Here is a 17,790-nt window from a genome sequence, read left to right as displayed (position 1 = left end):
AAGAAGTTCCAGAATACACTGAAGCTATTGGCACAGCAGGTGATGAGCCAGCACCAGTAGTAGAAGTCCCAGAATACACAGGCGGCGTTAACGCAGTCGAAGCAGCTGTTCAAGAAGTTCCAGAATATACAGGAGCTATTGGTACAGCAGGTGACGAAGCGGCGCCAGTAGTAGAAGTCCCAGAATTCAAGGGTGGAGTTAATGCTGTTGAAGCAGCTGTTCATGAAGTTCCAGAGTACACTGAAGCTATCGGTACAGCAGGTGACGAAGCGGCGCCAGTAGTAGAAGTCCCAGAATTCAAGGGTGGAGTAAATGGTGTCGAAGCAGCTGTTCAGGGAGTAAGCCCAGAATTCACAGGTGGTGTCAATGGAGCAGAAGGTGCAATCCATGAGGTTCCAGAATACAAAGATGAGCAGTCTCTTGTAGCTCTTGCTATGTCACAAGATAAGACTTATCAAGCACCTGCAAGTCATCAATACAAACTCCCAGAGACAGGCACTAAAGAAAATGCTGGCCTTGCAGCCGTTGGTGTTGTAGGAGCACTTCTTGGTATGTTTGCTTTGGGAAAGAAAAAAGACGACGAATAAGATGATGTAAAAGCATCTAAGTCATAGAGATTGGATCAAGAGACTAATCTCGAATATAAAAAGCGGACAAAACTAGTTTTCTGATAAACAGAATCTGGTCTTGTTCGCTTTTTCTTCAAGTGAGGAAGCTGATGGTCATTGAAGTCCTTAAGTCGCAAGCCAATTACTACCATTTAGGATGTTTTGATGACAATTTAAGAAAGAGCAATCTTTTCCTGGAAATAAATGCTAAACTATAATTGTTCCTAAACATGATTTAGTAATTCAGTGGTCTGGTCCAACCCTAAAAGAATAGAGCTGATCTTACAAGTTAATCTGAAGAGTATTATTAGATTGGATTTAGAGATAGCTAGTAGAAAAAAGAAAATCTGAAATTTGATGCTCTTATGTGAGCAAGACTAAGAAGTTATTTTATTCATTTATTGGTAGAAAGCTTTGTGGAGTATCTATGAAATTTAATAAATATGCCTATCCCTTAGCGCAAGCCTGCTTGGGTTTGTATTTATTCGCTGATGGAGGTAGTTTGATCAATTTAGATATTGGGGTTATCCTTGTCTTACTATCCCTGATTAAGGGAGTAGAAATCTATAAAGAAGAAAGAAAACATAGGTGAGCATCGTTAGTAACTAGAGATGCTGGAGTTCAGGAAAGAAGAGGTAGTGGTTTGCAAAAGTTGAAAAATAGTTTAAAATTTGTAGGAATGATCTTACTGATTATAAATGTAAATACATTTCCCATGAGAATGCAGGTTCTCGAAGACTCTAGTTCTCTGTCCTTAAAGTGGACGACTAGTATTGGGTATTTGGTACTGGCTACTTTCTTGCTAGTTGCTGTTTGGCGACAATATAAAAAGAAAATTCCAGACCAGCAGAAGATTCTCAAATTTACCTGGAAGGATTTTGGAATAGCCCTTTTATTTTATGTGGCTACTCGAGTCGTAGCGATTGTAGGTACCCTCCTGATCCAAGTGGTTACTGGAAATCTAACATCTGCTAACGATGCTGCCTTGCTGGCTACAAGCGAGCAGGTTACTCGTGTTTTTCCTCTATTTTTCATCGCTTTTCATTTTGCAATTGGTATATTTGCTCCAATCATGGAAGAATTAGTATTTAGAGGATTCTTCAGCCACTATTTTTTTAAAGAAGATCAAAAGTGGTTGAAATTGCTAATAAGTTCTGCGATTTTTGGCTACCTGCATATGTTTTATCCGATAGAGTTTGTAACTTATTTTTTACTGGGAGTGATATTTTACTTAGCCTATGCTCGTAGAGGGAATATCCTTGATTCCATAGCTGTTCATTTGCTAAATAATGGAGTTCTAGTACTGGTATCTATTCTAAACTATCTATTTTTAGTTTTTAGCTAATACTCTTCGAAAATCAAATTCAAACCACGTCAGCGTCGCCTTGCCGTATATTTGTTACTGACTTCGTCAGTTCTATCCACAACCTCAAAACAGTGTTTTGAGCAACCTGCGGCTAGCTTCCTAGTTTGCTCTTTGATTTTCATTGAGTATAAAATATATTCAAAAAATGATTGGTTTAAAGGCTGATCATTTTTCTGTTGCAAAGATTAACTTTTGCTGATATAGTCAATTGAAACAAGAGCAGGACAAAAGAGCCTCGAAAAAAGTATTACAACCTGGTAATACCTTTTTGAGGTGCTTTTTGATATGAGCCCATGTTTTCTCAATAGGATTGTACTCAGGTGAGTAGGGAGGAAGTGGTAAAAGTTTATGCCCAAATTCTTCACATAAGAGCTCTAGCTTACCCATTCTATGGAATCTTGCATTATCCATAATAATAACTGATGGTGTGTTTAATGTTGGTAAGAGAAACTTCTGAAACCAAGCTTCAAAAAAGTCGCTCGTCATCGTATCTTCGTAAGTCATTGGAGCGATTAACTCACCATTTGTTAGCCCTGCAACCAAAGAAATCCTCTGATATCTTTTTCCAGATATTTTACCTCTTATTAACTGACCTTTTAATGAGCGACCATATTCTCGATAAAAATAAGTATCGAATCCTGTTTCATCAATATAAACAGGTGCTAGATGCTTTAAACTATTAAATTTTTTAAGAAATAAAGCTACTTTTTCTGGGTCTTGTTCATAGTAGGTGTGATTCTTTTTTTTCGAGTGTACCCCATAGCTTTAAGAGCATAGTGGATAGTAGTTGGATGACAGTCAAATTCAGCAGCTATCTCAGTCAAATAAGCGTCTGGATTGTCAGTAAGATAGTTTTTAAGTCTATCTCTATCAACCTTTCTTGGTTTTGTTCCTTTTACTTGATGGTTTAGCTCTCCTGTTTTTTCTTTTAGCTTTAACCAGTAATAAATGGTATTATGTGAGATTTGGAAAACGTGTGATGCTTCTGTTATACTGCCTGTTCGCTCACAATAAGTGAGAACTTTTTTACGAAAATCTAATGAATATGCCATAAGAAGATTATACCACATTATGTACTGTTTTAGGATCAATTGATTATAAATACTGAAGACAGCAATAAAAAACCAGCGATTCAATCACTGGCTGTTAGATAGTTCTTTTAGGAAGCTCCATTAGTAGTAGACGTTTTTGTATCTGTTGTTTGAGTGCTAGATGAAGGAACAGTCGGTTGTTCTTGTTTACTGCTAGTATCTTCTTTCTTGCTTTCTTCACTGCTACTAGATTGAGTTGTTGTTTCTTCTTGTGTGTGTTCTTTTGTAGAAGTATTGTCCTTGTTTGGAGTAGTATTCTCTTGAGGGGATTCCTTTTGAATCTCTTTTATGACAGTTGTCTGGCTTGTCGTAGTTTCTTTTTTAGAGTTATTATTGTTGTTGTTATTCATAGCATTCATAATGGTGATACTTGCAGTAATCAGCCCTAGAATACTACCGATAGTAGCAATCGTTTTCTGAAAAACAGTAAATCCTTTTTTGATGTGTTCCGTTTTGGGTTTTGATGTTCTACGATAATTAGACATAATATCTCTCCTTTACTAAAATTCATTATACCGAAAATCTTTAAAAAAAACTTAAATGAACCTGAATTGCCTTTCTTGTCGCCTGAACTGTTTCGTGATACAATAGAAGGAGTGATTTTAGAAAGCGTGAGAAACCATGATTTACTTTGATAATTCGGCAACGACTAAGCCTTATCCAGAAGCACTTGAAACCTATATGCAAGTGTCTGCAAAAATTATTGGAAATCCTTCGAGTCTACATCGATTGGGGGACCAGTCTACCAGAATTTTAGAAGCTTCTCGTCAACAGATTGCAGATTTGATTGGCAAGAAAAGCGAGGAAATTTTCTTTACATCTGGTGGGACTGAAGGGGATAACTGGGTTATCAAAGGGGTTGCATTTGAAAAAGCGCAATTTGGTAAACACATTATTGTATCAGCTATTGAGCATCCAGCAGTCAAGGAGTCAGCTCTTTGGCTCAAGACTCAAGGTTTTGAAGTGGATTTTGCACCAGTTGATGAAAAAGGATTTGTAGATGTAACTGCTTTAGAAAATCTACTTCGTCCTGATACGACTCTTGTTTCTGTTATGGCTGTCAACAATGAAATTGGCTCCATCCAGCCCATCCAAGCTATTTCAGAACTTTTAGCAGATAAACCAACCATTTCTTTCCATGTCGATGCTGTTCAAGCTTTAGCTAAGATTCCAACAGAAAAGTATTTGACAGACCGAGTTGATTTTGCAACCTTCTCTAGTCATAAGTTCCACGGAGTTCGGGGTGTTGGCTTTGTCTACATTAAGTCTGGCAAGAAAATCACCCCCCTATTAACCGGTGGTGGCCAGGAGCGCGACTATCGTTCCACAACTGAGAATGTAGCAGGAATTGCTGCGACTGCCAAGGCCCTACGTTTGTCTATGGAGAGACTAGACTTGTTTGCTAGTAAAACAAGTCAAATGAAGGAAGTCATCCGTCAGTCTCTTCTTGACTATCCAGATATTTTTGTCTTCTCAGGTGAGGAAGACTTTGCTCCTCATATTCTGACCTTCGGAATTAAGGGTGTTCGTGGGGAAGTTATTGTGCACGCCTTTGAAGACTATGACATTTTCATCTCTACAACCTCTGCTTGCTCGTCCAAGGCAGGGAAACCTGCAGGGACCCTGATTGCCATGGGCATTGAAAAAGATAAAGCCCAGTCAGCAGTTCGTCTCAGTCTAGATCTAGAAAATGACATGAGTCAAGTTGAGCAATTTTTGACTAAACTAAAATTAATCTACAATCAAACTAAAAAAGTAAGATAGGAGCATTCATGCAGTATTCAGAAATTATGATTCGCTACGGAGAGCTTTCAACCAAGGGTAAAAACCGTATGCGTTTCATCAATAAACTACGTAATAATATCTCAGACGTTTTGTCCATCTATCCTCAAGTCAAAGTCACAGCAGACCGCGACCGTGCTCACGCTTATCTGAATGGGGCAGATTATGAACCGGTGGCAGAGTCACTCAAGCAAGTTTTCGGGATTCAAAACTTTTCTCCAGTATATAAGGTTGAAAAATCTGTAGAAGTTCTGAAATCTGCTGTCCAAGAGATTATGAAGGATATTTACAAGGAAGGTATGACCTTTAAAATCTCAAGTAAGCGTAGCGACCACAACTTTGAGCTAGACAGTCGGGAACTCAACCAGACACTTGGTGGAGCAGTATTTGAAGCCATTCCAAATGTGCAAGTCCAAATGAAAAATCCTGATATCAATCTGCAAGTGGAGATTCGTGAAGAAGCAGCCTACCTTTCATATGAAACCATTCGTGGTGCAGGTGGTTTGCCTGTAGGAACTTCTGGCAAAGGCATGCTCATGTTATCAGGTGGGATTGACTCACCTGTTGCTGGTTATCTAGCTCTAAAACGTGGTGTAGATATTGAGGCTGTTCACTTTGCTAGCCCTCCATACACAAGTCCAGGTGCCCTCAAGAAAGCGCAAGATTTGACCCGTAAATTGACCAAATTTGGTGGGAATATCCAGTTTATCGAAGTGCCATTCACTGAGATTCAAGAAGAAATCAAGGCTAAAGCTCCAGAAGCCTATCTGATGACACTGACTCGCCGCTTTATGATGCGCATTACAGACCGTATCCGAGAAGTGAGAAAGGGATTGGTCATTATCAATGGGGAAAGCCTTGGTCAAGTAGCCAGCCAAACTCTTGAAAGTATGCAGGCTATCAATGCGGTGACCAATACACCAATCATCCGTCCAGTTGTAACTATGGATAAGTTGGAAATCATTGATATTGCTCAGGAAATTGATACCTTTGAAATTTCTATTCAGCCATTTGAAGACTGTTGTACGATTTTTGCACCCGATCGTCCGAAGACAAATCCTAAGATTAAGAATGCTGAGCAGTATGAAGCGCGTATGGATGTCGAAGGTTTGGTTGAACGTGCAGTAGCAGGAATTATGATTACTGAAATTACGCCTCAAGCTGAGAAGGATGCTGTCGATGAGCTAATTGACGACCTCCTTTAATCAGAAAAACCAGAGGAAAAAATAAAATAAGTAAAAAAAGTTAGTTTTTTGTTCTAAATTTAGACGGAAACTGACTTTTTTTCTATTTTTATGATATAATTAGATAAAATTTTGAATATAGAGAGTTTTCTGACAATGAATCAATCATATTTTTACCTGAAAATGCGAGAGCATAAATTAGTGGTTCCCTACACAGGTAAGGAGCGCAGGGTTCGTGTTCTCCTCCCAAAAAACTATGAAAAAGACACGGATAGAAGCTATCCAGTGGTGTATTTCCATGATGGACAAAATGTCTTTTATAGTAAGGAATCTTACGTTGGACATTCCTGGAAGATTATTCCTGCTATCAAGCGAAATCCAGATATCAGCCGTATGATTGTTGTGGCTATTGACAATGATGGTCTTGGACGGATGAATGAGTATGCAGCTTGGAAATTCCAAGAGTCTAATATTCCTGGCCAACAATTTGGTGGTAAGGGAGTCGAGTACGCAGAATTTGTCATGGAAGTGGTTAAGCCTTTTATCGATGAAAACTATCGGACAAAAGCAGACCGTAAACACACTGCTATGATAGGATCTTCACTTGGTGGCAATATTACCCAGTTTATTGGTTTAGAATATCAAGATCAGATTGGGTGCTTGGGAGTTTTTTCATCAGCTAACTGGCTCCACCAAGAGGCCTTTGATCGCTATATCGAGCGTAAAAAACTCTTGCCTGACCAACGAATTTTTATCTATGTTGGAACGGAAGAAGCTGATGATACAGACAAGACCCTGATGGCTGGCAATATTAAGCAGGCCTATATCGACTCTTCCCTTCGCTATTATCATGATTTGATAGCGGGAGGAGTGCAGTTGGAAAATCTCTCACTCAAGGTTCAGGCTGGAGCCATTCACCATGAAGTGCCATGGTCAGAAAATCTTCCAGCTTGTCTACGTTTTTTTGCAGAAAATTGGTAAATAGTATAAAGGAGACAGGATATGAATATTGAACATCTTAGCCACTGGAGTGGACATCTAAATCGTGAAATGTATGTTAATCGTTACGGACACGCAGGTATCCCAGTGGTTGTCTTTGCTTCCTCAGGTGGTAGCCACAATGAATACTATGATTTTGGCATGATTGATGCATGTGCATCCTTTATCGAGGAAGGTCGAGTGCAATTCTTTACCCTTTCAAGTGTCGATAGTGAAAGTTGGCTAGCAACATGGAAAAATGGTCATGACCAAGCTGAAATGCACCGTGCTTATGAGCGATACGTTATTGAAGAAGCCATTCCTTTTATCAAGCACAAGACAGGCTGGTTCGACGGCATGATGACGACAGGCTGTTCTATGGGAGCCTATCATGCACTTAACTTTTTCCTTCAGCATCCAGATGTCTTTACCAAGGTTATCGCCCTCAGCGGTGTTTATGATGCGCGTTTCTTTGTAGGTGACTACTACAATGATGATGCTATCTATCAAAATTCACCAGTAGACTATATCTGGAATCAAAATGATGGTTGGTTTATCGATCGTTACCGTCAGGCTGAGATTGTGATTTGTACTGGCTTAGGTGCTTGGGAGCATGATGGCCTGCCTTCTTACTACAAGTTAAAAGAAGCCTTTGACCAAAAACAAATTCCTGCCTGGTTTGCAGAATGGGGACATGATGTTGCCCATGATTGGGATTGGTGGCGCAAACAAATGCCATATTTCCTCGGTCACATGAGTCTATAAAAGGAGTCGCTTATGAATTATCTTGTAATTTCACCCTATTACCCACAAAATTTCCAACAGTTTAGTATTGAACTAGCCAATAAAGGAATCACCGTTCTAGGGATTGGGCAAGAACCCTATGAACAACTAGATGAACCATTACGCAATAGCTTGACTGAGTATTTCCGAGTTGATAATCTTGAAAATATCGATGAGGTTAAACGTGCAGTTGCCTTTCTTTTCTATAAACATGGACCAATTGACCGTATCGAATCTCACAATGAATACTGGTTAGAATTGGACGCTGCCCTTCGTGAACAGTTCAATGTTTTTGGTGCCAAGCCAGAAGACCTCAAGAAGACTAAGTTCAAGTCCGAAATGAAGAAACTCTTCAAGAAAGCTGGAGTTCCCGTTGTGCCAGGTGCTGTTATTGAAACAGAAGCAGATGTGGATAAAGCTGTGAAAGAAATTGGCCTTCCTATGATTGCCAAACCTGACAATGGAGTGGGAGCGGCAGCAACCTTCAAGCTTGAAACAGAAGAGGATATCCATCATTTCAAGGCAGAATGGGACCATTCAACCGTTTATTTCTTTGAAAAATTTGTCACCTCTAGTGAAATCTGTACCTTCGATGGTTTGGTAGATAGAGATGGAAATATTGTCTTTTCAACTACCTTTGACTATGCCTACACTCCTTTAGATTTGATGCTTTACAAGATGGATAATTCTTATTACGTTCTTAAAGATATGGATCCAAAATTGCGCAAGTATGGTGAGGCAATTGTCAAAGAATTTGGCATGAAAGAACGTTTCTTCCATATCGAGTTCTTCCGTGAAGGTGATGATTATATTGCCATTGAGTACAATAACCGTCCAGCGGGTGGCTTCACAATTGATGTCTATAACTATGCCCATTCTTTTGACTTGTATAAGGGATATGCAGCGATCGTTGCGGGTGAGCCATTCCCTGCTTCTCAATTCGAGCCTCTATACTGCTTGGCAACATCTCGTCGTGCCAATGCCAACTATGTTTATTCAGAAGAAGACTTGCTCGCTAAATATGGTCACCAGTTCAAAGTCAAGAAAATCATGCCAGCAGCCTTTGCTGAATTGCAAGGAGACTTTCTCTATATGCTAACGACACCAAGTCGTGAAGAAATGGATCAGATGATTAAGGACTTTGGTCAGCGTCAAGAATAATCAAAATTTTGACTTAACAAACTAGGTTTGTTAGGTCTTTTTTGAAGAGCTGAAATAAAAGCGTTTTCCCGTAGTATTCTTTTAGAAAATCTGTTGCTAAAAGGCTTAAAAATTGATAGAATAGGGATTGTCTAAAAAATATTAAGGAGAATCTATCAATGGATTTCGCATGGGCAGTCAAATATGCCACTGAATTTTTGGGAACAGCCATCTTGATCATCTTGGGAAATGGTGCAGTTGCCAACGTTGAACTTAAAGGTACGAAAGGTCACCAAAGTGGCTGGCTCGTTATCGCTGTTGGTTACGGTATGGGGGTTATGATCCCTGCCTTGATGTTTGGTAATGTTTCTGGTAACCACATCAACCCAGCCTTCACTCTTGGTCTAGCAGTTAGCGGACTTTTCCCTTGGGCACAAGTAGTACCATACATCGTTGCACAAGTCTTGGGAGCAATCTTCGGACAAGCCTTGGTTGTTGCAACTCACCGTCCATACTACTTGCAAACTGAAAAAGCAAACAATATCTTGGGAACATTCTCAACAATTTCAAGTATTGACCAAGGTACAAAAGAATCACGCTTTGCAGCAACAGTTAACGGTTTTATCAACGAGTTTGTTGGTTCATTCGTTCTCTTCTTTGCAGCACTTGGTATGACAAAGAACTTCTTTGGAGCTGAAGTCCTCCAATACATGAAACAAATGGCAACTCAAGCTGGTCAAAATGTTGACTTCTCTGATTTGGCAATTAAAGCTCAAGTAGCGCCTCATACAGCATCAGGACTTGCTGTTGGTCACTTGGCACTTGGTTTCCTAGTAATGGCTTTGGTTACTTCACTTGGAGGACCTACAGGACCTGGTTTGAACCCAGCTCGTGACTTTGGACCACGTCTCCTTCATGCCTTCCTTCCAAAATCAATCCTTGGTCAATACAAGGGTGATTCAAAATGGTGGTATGCTTGGGTACCAGTAGTTGCACCGATTGCAGCTGGTATTGCAGCAGTAGCACTTTTCAAATTACTTTACCTATAATCACTCAAAACTGGGAAGCCCCAGTTTTTTCTTGTCTACGAAAGTCGAGTTTTTAGATAGAGAATCTTAAATCGTCAGACTTTTTTCATTTTAATACTAAAGGTGAAAATGTGGCGAAAATATGGTAGAATAGAGTATTAAGTAATCGTTGAAAAAGGAAGATTATGCGTAAAGAAATTGCACCCGAATTATATAATTACAATAAATTCCCTGGTCCCGAATTTCAACTGACTGGAAACAGAGTGGAAGCTGAAGATTTTGTTTTTACTCTAGTTGAAAATAGCAAGGATGCTTTTGATGCAACAGCTTTTACTCAACGCTTTTCAGAAGTATTAACAAAGTTTGATTATATCGTAGGAGACTGGAGTAATGAGCAGTTACGCTTACGGGGATTTTATAAGAATGAACGAGCTGAAGAGTCTTTAGAAAAAATTAGTCGCTTGCAAGACTACCTACTAGAGTATTGTAGCTATGGTTGTGCCTATTTTGTTCTAGAAAATGAAGCTCCTAAACGAGCACCATTTGACCAAAAGATGCGCAAAAAAGAGGAAGAAAAGGACTCTCGCAAAGGGAAAAAGACTTCTCAAAGTAAGAAAAAAAATCATACGGATAAGAAAAATAGACGCCGTTCAAAAGAACAGAAATCTCAGAAAGAAGACAAGGGGCAACGTCATTTCGTCATCCGTAAGAAAGATTAGAGAATAAGGAGAAAACATGAAACCGTCGATTTATAGTTTAACACGTCAAGGCATGCAAGAGTGGGTCTTGGAGCAAGGAGAAAAGAAATTCCGTGCTGATCAAATCTGGGAATGGCTTTACCGTAAACGTGTTCAATCATTTGAAGAAATGACCAACTTGTCTAAGGATTTGATTGCCAAACTCAACGACCAATTTGTGGTAAATCCTTTGAAACAACGCATTGTGCAAGAGTCAGCCGATGGTACTGTCAAGTACCTCTTTGAGTTGCCTGATGGTATGCTAATTGAGACAGTGCTTATGCGTCAGCACTATGGTTTGTCAGTCTGTGTAACCACTCAGGTAGGCTGCAATATTGGTTGTACCTTCTGTGCATCAGGCTTGATCAAGAAGCAACGTGACCTCAATAATGGAGAAATTGTTGCCCAAATTATGTTGGTTCAAAAGTATTTTGACGAACGTGGACAAGATGAACGTGTTAGTCATATCGTTGTTATGGGGATTGGAGAACCATTTGATAACTACAATAATGTCTTGAACTTCATCCGTACTATCAATGATGATAAGGGAATGGCAATCGGTGCTCGTCATATCACAGTATCAACTTCTGGCTTGGCTCACAAGATTCGTGAGTTTGCTAATGAAGGTGTGCAGGTCAACCTTGCTGTTTCTCTTCATGCTCCAAACAATGAACTGCGTTCAAGCATTATGAAGATTAACCGTGCCTTCCCAATTGAAAAACTCTTTGCAGCTATCGAGTATTACATCGAAACTACCAATCGCCGTGTGACTTTTGAGTATATCATGCTCAATGAAGTTAACGATGGAGTAGAGCAGGCACTTGAGTTGGCAGAATTGCTTAAGAATATCAAGAAATTGTCTTATGTCAACTTGATTCCTTACAACCCAGTTAGTGAGCATGACCAGTATAGCCGAAGCCCTAAAGAACGTGTCATGGCCTTCTATGATACACTCAAGAAAAAAGGTGTCAACTGTGTCGTTCGCCAGGAACATGGTACAGATATTGATGCGGCTTGTGGACAATTGCGTTCAAATACCATGAAGCGTGATCGTCAAAAAGCAGTAGCGGAAGTAAATCCATAAGATGAGTCGAAAAACATTACTAAGCTTGGGAGTGCTTTTATACAGTCTTTGTATCGTCTGTTTTTGTTTTACTCCCCAGCCTCAACTTCCTACAGGAGTGGAAACTCCAGGTATTCAAACTTTTGGACGCCTGGTTTTTCTTTTGACGCCTTTTAACTCCCTTTGGAAACTGGGTGAAGTAACCAGCCTTCTGCAGTTATTCTGGATATTTTTACAAAATGCCTTAAATATCCTCTTGCTCTTCCCGCTGATTTTCCAACTTCTCTTTCTCATGCCTAGTCTAAGAAATACTAAGAAAGTGATGTTGTTCAGTTTTTTACTGAGTATAGGAATCGAATGCACGCAACTAGTTTTAGATTTTTTCTTGGACTTTAATCGGGTCTTTGAGATTGATGATTTGTGGACCAATACCTTGGGTGGCTACCTAGCTTGGCTCCTCTATAAACTACTACATAAAAACAAGATAAGGAATTAAAATGAGTATCTTAGAAGTTAAAAATTTGAGTCACGGTTTTGGTGACCGTGCGATTTTTGAAGATGTATCTTTTCGCCTCCTTAAAGGTGAACATATCGGCTTAGTTGGTGCCAATGGTGAAGGAAAATCAACCTTCATGAGCATCGTAACTGGTAAAATGTTACCTGATGAAGGTAAGGTGGAATGGTCTAAATATGTGACAGCTGGCTACCTAGATCAGCATGCGGTGCTTAAAGAAGGCCAAACTGTGCGTGATGTTCTTCGTACAGCTTTTGACGAATTATTCAAAGCCGAAGCACGTATCAATGAACTCTACATGGAAATGGCAGAAGAGGGCGCTGATATTGATGCATTGATGGAAGAAGTTGGAGAACTTCAGGACCGTTTGGAAAGTCGTGATTTCTATACCTTGGATGCCAAGATTGATGAAGTAGCGCGTGCCCTTGGTGTCATGGATTTTGGGATGGATACGGATGTAACAGCCTTGTCAGGTGGACAAAGAACCAAGGTACTTTTGGCGAAACTCCTCCTTGAAAAGCCAGATATCTTGCTTCTTGACGAGCCAACTAACTACTTGGATGCTGAGCATATTGACTGGCTCAAGCGCTATCTCCAGAACTATGAAAATGCCTTTGTCCTCATTTCTCACGATATTCCTTTCCTCAACGACGTTATCAATATCGTCTATCATGTAGAAAATCAGCAGTTGACTCGTTATTCAGGCGATTACTACCAGTTCCAAGAAGTCTATGCTATGAAGAAATCGCAACTGGAAGCTGCCTATGAACGTCAACAGAAAGAAATTGCTGATCTCAAGGATTTTGTGGCTCGAAACAAGGCGCGTGTTGCAACACGAAACATGGCCATGTCTCGCCAGAAAAAATTGGACAAGATGGACATTATTGAGCTCCAAAGTGAGAAACTAAAGCCATCCTTTGAATTCAAAACAGCTCGTACACCTGGACGCTTTATCTTCCAAGCCAAGGACTTGCAGATTGGTTACGACCGTCCCCTTACTAAACCATTGAATCTTACCTTTGAGCGCAATCAAAAGGTCGCTATCATCGGTGCCAATGGTATCGGGAAAACAACCCTCTTGAAGAGTCTTTTGGGAATCATTCCACCAATTGCTGGGGAGGTTGAGCGAGGTGACTACCTAGAACTCGGCTACTTTGAACAAGAAGTGGAAGGTGGCAATCGCCAGACACCACTAGAAGCAGTCTGGAATGCCTTTCCGGCACTCAATCAAGCCGAAGTTCGTGCAGCCCTTGCTCGTTGTGGTTTGACGACTAAACATATCGAGAGTCAAATCCAAGTATTGTCAGGTGGGGAACAATCCAAGGTTCGTTTCTGTCTCTTGATGAACCGCGAGAATAATGTCCTTGTTCTTGACGAACCTACCAACCACTTGGATGTAGATGCCAAGGATGAACTCAAACGAGCTCTGAAAGAATACAAGGGGTCTATTCTTATGGTCTGCCACGAACCTGACTTCTATGAAGGCTGGATGGATCAAATCTGGGATTTTAACAACTTAACTTAAAATGAAAGAAAAAATACAGTACCTAACGAGGATACTGTATTTTTTAGGTTTTTAAGATTTAAAATCATAGTCTTTAACCACTTCGATACTATCGATAGTGATAGCAGTAGTTGGTTTGTCTTTTTCGTCTTTTTCAGCCTTGGCAATCTTGTCAACAACATCCATACCATCAATAACTTGACCAAAGACAGGGTGTTTACCGTCTAAACTAGGGTTACCACCCTCTTTGTAGGCTTCGATAATTTTCTTTGGATAGCTACTTGTAGGGAGTTTGGCAGAAAAGTCCGTTGTATTTTGGTTGATGAAGAACTGGCTACCATTTGAATTTGGTTGTCCAGTATTTGCCATGGAGAGAGAACCACGAATGTTATAGAGATACGGAGAGATTTCGCTCTTGAAACCAGTTCCATGGTCTTTAGTCTTGTCCTTATCATGCCAGATGGATTCACCACCAGTACCATCCCCTTTTGGATCACCAGTCTGGACCATGAAGCCATCGATCACTCGGTGGAAGGTAACGCCATTATAGTAGCCTTCTTTTGCGTGAGTTAGGAAATTTTCAACCGCAAGTGGAGCTAGCTTTGGAAAGAGTTTGATGTGGATATTTCCTTGACTGGTGTGGAGAATGACTTCAGCTTCGTCTTCAGCAACTTCCTTAGAGAGTTGTGGGAAGTTAGCATTCTCATTTGTCAAGGCGTCTTTGAGATCCTTGGCAGATTGGGCAGCTGCTTTGGAACTTTCTTCGGCAGCCAAGCTAGAATCTACATAGTCATCCCCTCGCAGACTACGTTGGATACTGCTACATCCAGCAAGGGCAAAAGTTGAGATTAATAGAAGTGTTGCTATTTTTTTCATGGTAATCCTTTCAAAAATCATTTCTACCATTGTACCCTAATTGAAAGTGGATTTCAAATATTCAATTGTGATCATTCCGATAGTACATACAACTTTATAGCCTTGCTTACACCATTTTGATCATTAGAATCTGTTACTGTATTTGCGCAAGTTTTAACTTCTGTAGGAGCGTTTCCCATTGCAACACCAAGTCCAGCAGTCTCAATCATTGGAATGTCATTATAATTATCTCCAATCGTCATAATTTCAGTAAGTGATAGTTGATAATAGTTGGCTAATTCTAATAAAGCTTGTTTTTTGGATACTTGATTATGTGTGACTTCAAGATAGTTATCCTTCGAGAGGTAAAAGTCAGTTTGAGGGAAATCCATGGTTGCTAATGTCTCTTTAAGTTTCTGGATAGTAGCTGCGTTATCTATCAGTAAAAGTTTATGAATAAGATTCTTTTCTTCCTGAAGAAAATCTGCTAGTGAAGTAACTTTTGGGCTCTCTCCAGTAATCTGTGCTTCAATTTCTACCCACCCATCAATATTATTCACAAGCCAATCTTTTCCGGAGTAAACATTGATAGAAACTGTCGGAAATTCTTTTTTTAAAAAATCATGTAGTAAGAGTAATTCCTTTTTATTAATAGTATGCTGACTTAGGATTTTATCTCCTAAACTGATGAGTGCTCCATTATAGCAGGCAATGGGACAGTCGGTGATGCCAAGCTCTTTAGAAATTGGCGCTATACCGAGAGGAGATCTAGCAGAAGCTAAAACAAAAGGGATGTCACTTTGTTTCAAAAGTGGCATAAGCTCTAGTAAATGAGAGTCTAATTGGTGCTTTTGGTCTAAAATGGTGCCATCGATATCACTTATGATTAACTTTATTACTGACATATGTTTCTCCTTTTTAAAATAGAATAGTTGTTTTACCATCTAAAGATTGTTGAATTTCTATGTCGGGTTCTTTGTCTGTAATCCAATAATCAAAATCAGTAAGTTCGGAAAGAATATAATGAGAGTGTTTGTTTATCTTGCTGGTTTCAGCTAACAAGACGCGAATTTTACTGGTTTTAAATGCTCTTTTTTTCATTAGAACATCTTCTTGATCTTCAAAACTAACTTGTCCGTCTGAAAGACTAGCTGCACCAAAAAATGCTATGTCAAATTTAATTCTATTCAAAGATTCGGATTCTTCTAATGAGTAATAGAAACGATTCTTTTTATGAAATCGACCACCGATAATGTGAAAATCGACATTTTCGTTTTCTCCTAAGACCAGTGCATTATCCAATGAATGGCTGAAAATGGTAACTTTTTTATCTGTTATTTTTGCTAACTCAAGTACAGTTGTTGAAACATCATAGAAAATTAATTGTGAATCAGAAATGAGTTGGGTAGCTAAATGAGCAATTTTCGCTTTTTCTTTAGAAGATTGTTCTGCTCGACTTTGGAAACCAAGAATCCTTTGCTTTTGAATTGGCAATAAACCTCCATGAGTTCTTTTTGCTCGTTTCTCCTTTGCGAGAATAGCAAAATCTCTACGGATGGTATCTTTGGAAACATGGAAATGGTCAACCATTTCTTTTGCTGATAGACTTCCTCTATCCTCTAAAAGTTTAATGATTTCTTCTAATCGTTGTTCTTGGTACATAGGAAATCCCCTTTTTAATACTAATATACCTCTTTCGTAAGTGATTGTCAATAAATGTAATGATTTATAAGTATTTTAAATAATTTACAAAAAAATCAACCTGACTTGGTTGATTAAAGATTCTTCTTTGGATGGCGGTCAATGATTGCCTGATGGTCCTTGAGAGCCTGTTCTCCTTTTGGAGTTAGTTTATAACCGCGAATCGAAAAGAGACTAGCTAATTCCTCTTCTGAAAAATGGTTATGAAGGGCTTGATTCAAGTCAGAAGCCTTCATCTTGGAAAGTCCAGTAACTCCCTTCTTCTTCAGGAGATTCTTTTTCATGGTGCTATTTAGATGGTCAAGCGAGTCAAAAGCAGTTTCGACAAGAGCATAGCCTTTTTCAACAAGCGTTTCTAAATGTTTTGTAGCATCAATGCCATATGTGTATTCGAAGTATTTAGGGAACCAGGTTTCAGTAGTGAATGTTCCAAAGTTGATTCTCCAGAGGAGGATAATATCTCCTGCCAGGAGATTGTCTTCTAGTAGTTCCATATTTCGTTTTGGGACAGGCTTGGGATTTTGTAGCCAAGCCTCTATATCACGATCAGGAGAGATATAAGGCTTAACCTGATGGTCTTTGTAAATGTTCTCTAGACTAGTATTCATAAAGTTTCTCTTTCTAATTTATCTCTATTAGTCTAACAAATTTCTAAAAATTTTAAAGTCTGTCAAGTTTTTTTCTTGACACCTCTCAGAAATCTGCTATAATAGAACATGTGCTAAATAGCTCAGCTATTTCACCAAACTAAAAAAATAAAAGAAAAGAGATATTAAAAATGGCAGTAAAAATCCGTTTGACTCGTATGGGTTCTAAGAAAAAACCTTTCTACCGTATTAACGTAGCAGATTCACGTTCACCACGTGATGGACGTTTCATCGAAACAGTTGGAACTTACAACCCACTTGTTGCTGAAAACCAAGTAACTTTGAAAGAAGACCGCGTTCTTGCATGGTTGGCTGATGGAGCTCAACCTTCAGATACAGTACGCAACATCCTTTCAAAAGAAGGCGTATTGAAAAAATTCCACGATTCTAAATTCTCTAAATAATTCTAAAGTAGGTTGACAGATGGATACGATTGAAAATCTCATTATTGCAATTGTGAAACCTTTGATTTCACAACCAGATGCCTTAACTATCAAGATTGAAGATACACCAGAATTTTTGGAGTATCATTTGGATCTTGACCAAAGCGATGTGGGTCGTGTGATTGGTCGTAAGGGTCGCACTATCTCTGCGATAAGAACGATTGTCTACTCTGTCCCAACTGAAGACAAAAAAGTAAGAATCGTTATTGATGAAAAATAAGAAAAGCGGGACGGATGTCCAATGTCATTAAGTTAGTAATCTAACTATTTGAATAGGAGATAGGATTGAGATCATCAAAGTGATTCTCTATCCTATCTTCTATTTTTTTGCATAACAAATAAAGGTTTTTTCACCCTATTTTTTGA

Annotated in this window: 21 protein-coding genes; 15 read left to right on the top strand and 6 right to left on the bottom strand. The window is 39.2% G+C overall.

The window, feature by feature from the left end:
• The 3 genes from QM374_RS09755 to QM374_RS09745 all read left to right on the top strand — a co-directional run.
• Positions 1 to 587, top strand: a 587-nt coding sequence (locus tag QM374_RS09755; RefSeq protein WP_414311611.1) for an SIALI-17 repeat-containing surface protein, incomplete at its 5' end; no start/stop codon positions are given.
• A 448-nt stretch (positions 588 to 1,035) separates the two neighbouring features.
• A complete protein-coding gene (locus QM374_RS09750) occupies positions 1,036 to 1,200 on the top strand; it encodes a hypothetical protein (RefSeq protein ID WP_193750817.1) in 165 nt (54 codons plus the stop codon).
• Positions 1,201 to 1,323: 123 nt separating this feature from the next.
• Complete coding sequence (locus QM374_RS09745) at positions 1,324 to 1,953, top strand: lysostaphin resistance A-like protein (protein WP_414311610.1); 630 nt, start codon at positions 1,324 to 1,326, stop codon at positions 1,951 to 1,953.
• Positions 1,954 to 2,178: 225 nt separating this feature from the next.
• Here QM374_RS09745 and QM374_RS09740 read toward each other — a convergent pair.
• Together QM374_RS09740 and QM374_RS09735 are read right to left on the bottom strand one after the other, a co-directional pair.
• Positions 2,179 to 3,026 (bottom strand): IS630 family transposase gene (locus QM374_RS09740; RefSeq protein WP_414311609.1). Its coding sequence is split into 2 segments (ribosomal slippage): positions 2,179 to 2,708 and positions 2,708 to 3,026, totalling 849 coding nucleotides; the frame shifts between segments, so codons are not numbered across the junction.
• 107 nt (positions 3,027 to 3,133) lie between these two features.
• On the bottom strand, positions 3,134 to 3,550 hold the full coding sequence (locus tag QM374_RS09735; protein WP_414311608.1) for a DUF6556 family protein: 417 nt from the start codon (positions 3,548 to 3,550) through the stop codon (positions 3,134 to 3,136).
• Positions 3,551 to 3,686: 136 nt separating this feature from the next.
• Between QM374_RS09735 and QM374_RS09730 the strand changes: the two genes are divergently transcribed.
• From QM374_RS09730 to QM374_RS09685, 10 genes are all read left to right on the top strand, one after another.
• A complete protein-coding gene (locus tag QM374_RS09730) occupies positions 3,687 to 4,829 on the top strand; it encodes a cysteine desulfurase family protein (RefSeq protein ID WP_414311607.1) in 1,143 nt (380 codons plus the stop codon).
• 8 nt (positions 4,830 to 4,837) lie between these two features.
• Positions 4,838 to 6,052, top strand: a complete 1,215-nt coding sequence (gene thiI / locus QM374_RS09725) for a tRNA uracil 4-sulfurtransferase ThiI (protein ID WP_414311606.1) — start codon at positions 4,838 to 4,840, stop codon at positions 6,050 to 6,052.
• A 135-nt stretch (positions 6,053 to 6,187) separates the two neighbouring features.
• Entirely contained in the window at positions 6,188 to 7,012 is an 825-nt protein-coding gene (locus QM374_RS09720; RefSeq protein ID WP_414285339.1) for an alpha/beta hydrolase, read from the top strand.
• Positions 7,013 to 7,033: 21 nt separating this feature from the next.
• Positions 7,034 to 7,774 (top strand): esterase family protein, encoded by a 741-nt coding sequence (locus QM374_RS09715; protein WP_371559253.1) that lies wholly within the window; start codon positions 7,034 to 7,036, stop codon positions 7,772 to 7,774.
• Positions 7,775 to 7,786: 12 nt separating this feature from the next.
• Entirely contained in the window at positions 7,787 to 8,953 is a 1,167-nt protein-coding gene (locus QM374_RS09710; RefSeq protein WP_414285341.1) for an ATP-grasp domain-containing protein, read from the top strand.
• 158 nt (positions 8,954 to 9,111) lie between these two features.
• Positions 9,112 to 9,981 carry an aquaglyceroporin Gla gene (gla, locus tag QM374_RS09705; RefSeq protein WP_414311605.1) on the top strand — a complete coding sequence of 290 codons (870 nt, stop codon included), beginning with the start codon at positions 9,112 to 9,114 and terminating at the stop codon, positions 9,979 to 9,981.
• A gap of 164 nt (positions 9,982 to 10,145) precedes the next feature.
• Entirely contained in the window at positions 10,146 to 10,679 is a 534-nt protein-coding gene (locus tag QM374_RS09700; RefSeq protein WP_045763789.1) for a YutD family protein, read from the top strand.
• A 16-nt stretch (positions 10,680 to 10,695) separates the two neighbouring features.
• Positions 10,696 to 11,781, top strand: a complete 1,086-nt coding sequence (gene rlmN / locus QM374_RS09695; protein WP_045763788.1) for a 23S rRNA (adenine(2503)-C(2))-methyltransferase RlmN — start codon at positions 10,696 to 10,698, stop codon at positions 11,779 to 11,781.
• A 1-nt stretch (position 11,782) separates the two neighbouring features.
• On the top strand, positions 11,783 to 12,256 hold the full coding sequence (locus QM374_RS09690; protein WP_414311604.1) for a VanZ family protein: 474 nt from the start codon (positions 11,783 to 11,785) through the stop codon (positions 12,254 to 12,256).
• A gap of 1 nt (position 12,257) precedes the next feature.
• Positions 12,258 to 13,799: an ABC-F family ATP-binding cassette domain-containing protein gene (locus QM374_RS09685; protein ID WP_414311603.1), complete on the top strand. Its 1,542-nt coding sequence runs from the start codon at positions 12,258 to 12,260 to the stop codon at positions 13,797 to 13,799.
• A gap of 51 nt (positions 13,800 to 13,850) precedes the next feature.
• Here the strand turns inward: QM374_RS09685 and QM374_RS09680 are convergent, their stop codons facing one another.
• The 4 genes from QM374_RS09680 to QM374_RS09665 all read right to left on the bottom strand — a co-directional run bounded on the left by QM374_RS09680 (position 13,851) and on the right by QM374_RS09665 (position 16,942).
• Positions 13,851 to 14,654 (bottom strand): peptidylprolyl isomerase, encoded by an 804-nt coding sequence (locus QM374_RS09680; protein WP_414311612.1) that lies wholly within the window; start codon positions 14,652 to 14,654, stop codon positions 13,851 to 13,853.
• 71 nt (positions 14,655 to 14,725) lie between these two features.
• Positions 14,726 to 15,538: an HAD family hydrolase gene (locus QM374_RS09675; protein ID WP_414311602.1), complete on the bottom strand. Its 813-nt coding sequence runs from the start codon at positions 15,536 to 15,538 to the stop codon at positions 14,726 to 14,728.
• A 13-nt stretch (positions 15,539 to 15,551) separates the two neighbouring features.
• Positions 15,552 to 16,295, bottom strand: a complete 744-nt coding sequence (locus QM374_RS09670; RefSeq protein WP_414311601.1) for a DeoR/GlpR family DNA-binding transcription regulator — start codon at positions 16,293 to 16,295, stop codon at positions 15,552 to 15,554.
• Between the two features lie 113 nt (positions 16,296 to 16,408).
• Positions 16,409 to 16,942 carry a hypothetical protein gene (locus QM374_RS09665; protein WP_414311600.1) on the bottom strand — a complete coding sequence of 178 codons (534 nt, stop codon included), beginning with the start codon at positions 16,940 to 16,942 and terminating at the stop codon, positions 16,409 to 16,411.
• Between the two features lie 170 nt (positions 16,943 to 17,112).
• Between QM374_RS09665 and rpsP the strand changes: the two genes are divergently transcribed.
• Entirely contained in the window at positions 17,113 to 17,385 is a 273-nt protein-coding gene (rpsP, locus tag QM374_RS09660; protein ID WP_000268760.1) for a 30S ribosomal protein S16, read from the top strand.
• A gap of 19 nt (positions 17,386 to 17,404) precedes the next feature.
• Positions 17,405 to 17,644, top strand: coding sequence for an RNA-binding protein KphA (gene kphA / locus QM374_RS09655; RefSeq protein ID WP_000379617.1), 240 nt, complete (start codon positions 17,405 to 17,407; stop codon positions 17,642 to 17,644).
• The last annotated feature ends 146 nt before the right edge of the window (positions 17,645 to 17,790 follow it).

This window comes from Streptococcus infantis (genome assembly GCF_047465525.1).
GTDB classification, from domain to species: domain Bacteria; phylum Bacillota; class Bacilli; order Lactobacillales; family Streptococcaceae; genus Streptococcus; species Streptococcus infantis_R.
Note: the sequence above shows the minus strand (reverse complement) of the source record. Positions and strands in the feature narration are given on the sequence as shown.